3 protein-coding genes are annotated in these 1,947 nt (G+C 58.8%); all 3 read left to right on the forward strand.

Annotated features, from left to right (window positions below):
• Positions 1-773: 773 nt before the first annotated feature.
• The 3 genes from merC (at position 774) to ACFWZU_RS16235 (ending at position 1,773) form a co-directional block, all read left to right on the forward strand.
• Positions 774-1,172, forward strand: a complete 399-nt coding sequence (merC, locus tag ACFWZU_RS16225; protein WP_439702549.1) for an organomercurial transporter MerC — start codon at positions 774-776, stop codon at positions 1,170-1,172.
• Positions 1,154-1,378, forward strand: a complete 225-nt coding sequence (locus tag ACFWZU_RS16230; RefSeq protein WP_439702550.1) for a GDCCVxC domain-containing (seleno)protein — start codon at positions 1,154-1,156, stop codon at positions 1,376-1,378. The genes merC and ACFWZU_RS16230 overlap by 19 nt, the downstream gene beginning before the upstream one ends.
• Positions 1,379-1,458: 80 nt before the next feature.
• A complete protein-coding gene (locus tag ACFWZU_RS16235) occupies positions 1,459-1,773 on the forward strand; it encodes a hypothetical protein (protein WP_439702551.1) in 315 nt (104 codons plus the stop codon).
• Positions 1,774-1,947: the final 174 nt, after the last annotated feature.

The raw sequence follows: 1,947 nt of genomic DNA on the forward strand, positions 1-1,947 counted from the left end.
GCTGGGCCGCGATTGCCCTTGTCTATTTGTCTGTTAACGTCCGCGCAAGAGGGTACTTCCAAAGTGTGCGCGCCTAACAGTTCGTTCGAGGCGGACGGCTCCGCCGCCGCTCAACTCCAGCGTTAGGCCCTTGCTTGGTTGTTCTCTCGCAGCGTGTACTTCGGCCAAGCTTTCGCCAGCGTGCAGCCCTCGGCGCTTGGTCGCTACCTGCAACGCTGCGGCGAGCCTCAGGCATCCAAAGCTGCTAGCGTTGCGTTCGGTGGGGTTCGCGGTTGTGCCGCCACAGTCGCCCAAGCATGGCGCAGCGCAAGCCCCTAACTCTTCATTCAAGCGGACGGCTCCGCCGCCGCTTAATTCGGGCGTTAGACGTCTATGACCCTCGGCGAAATTTTCGCTCACCTAGAGTCGGCAGCAGACGACCTGTGCATCGTTGCGCGCCGCCCATGGCGCGAGAGCTCAGACGCAATGCTCGTCCGTCTCGACGACGAGGGCGGCCTTCCAAGCCACGTCAAGGCAGCTGGCTACGAGTACTTCCTAGAAATTCACATCATCAAAGATGAGGTCCTTGGCAAGTGGAGTACTGTAATGAGCAGAGCTCAACGCTCTGCAGTCGTGCTCCACTACGCCGAGCACGACGCATGGCCGGAGTGGTTCCACGAGCTCTGCCAAGGTAGCTGCGGCGTCTAACAATTCGTTCAAGGCGGACGGCTACGCCGCCGCTTAACTCCAGCGTTATGCGCCTGAAATACATTTTCGTAAATTGAGGTGATGAATTGAGCGTCACACGTGTACTCGACAAAACCAGCAGCTTGGGTGCGTTGGTTTCTGCAATGTCTTGCGCCGGCTGCTTCCCAGCCCTTGGGTCGTTAGGTGCTGCTATCGGCCTCGGCTTCCTCGGGCAGTACGAGGGCTTTCTGTTTCACAAGCTGTTGCCCGGCTTGGCCGCGCTCGCATTCTTGGTCAACGCTTGGGCGTGGTACCGCCATCGCCAGTTCACTCGCGGGTTGCTCTCGCTGCTCGGCCCGGTGGCTGTGCTCGTCGCGTTGCTTCTGGTCTGGCGCTACGACTGGAGCATCTATCTGTTCTATGCGGGCATTGCGCTCATGCTGGTCATGTCCATCCTAGACCTGTTCCGTCCCGTCAAGGTGTCAACGTGCCGCACATCGAGCTAGAGTCAGTTATTACCTGCCCGGAGTGTGGCGCCACCGCGCAAGAGACCATGCCCACCAATGCGTGCCAGTGGTTCTATGAGTGCAAGTCGTGTCACACGTTGCTCAAACCGCTGCCCGGAGATTGCTGTGTGTTTTGCTCCTACGGCTCGGTCAAGTGTCCACCTATTCAGCAGGGCAATTCTTGTTGCAATGGCAGCGGCGCATAACAATTCGGTCAACCGGACGCAAATCCCGCTACGCGGTCTTTGCGCCGGTTACCTCAGGCGTTAGGCCGCTTGGAGAGATCATGCAGCTGCTGGTTTATCTGTTCATTGCCTTGTTCGCTGCTGCGATAGCGAACGATTACCTGCTGGCCAGGCGAGTTCGTAGGGCCGTCGAGATGCAGAGGCTGAACAGCCCGGAGCTAGATGGTTTCCGCTTCGGCGGCTCTCCTCTTGGAATCGTTCTTAACGTTTTTCGTTTGCGTAAAATTCCCGTACCACATGAGTTGTCGGACCCAGATCACTTCGCTATCCGCGTTCACTACCGCGTCCAGCAAGTCCTGGTCGCGTCATTGGTTGGCTGCGTCGCTGTGGCTCTGCTCCGCGGCGGCGCGGCCTAACAATTCATTCAAGCCGAAGCCGCTTCGCGGCTCGGCTTAATTCAGGTGTTAGGCCCTTGCTTGGTTGTTCTCTCGCGGCGTGTGCTTCGGCCAAGCTCTCGCCAGCTTTCAGTCCTCCGCACTTGGCCGCGAGCTTTGCAGCAGTGTGGCAAGCTCCAGGCATCCAAAGCTGCT

Source organism: Frateuria sp. GZRR33 (assembly GCF_051900425.1).
Classification (GTDB): domain Bacteria; phylum Pseudomonadota; class Gammaproteobacteria; order Xanthomonadales; family Rhodanobacteraceae; genus Frateuria_A.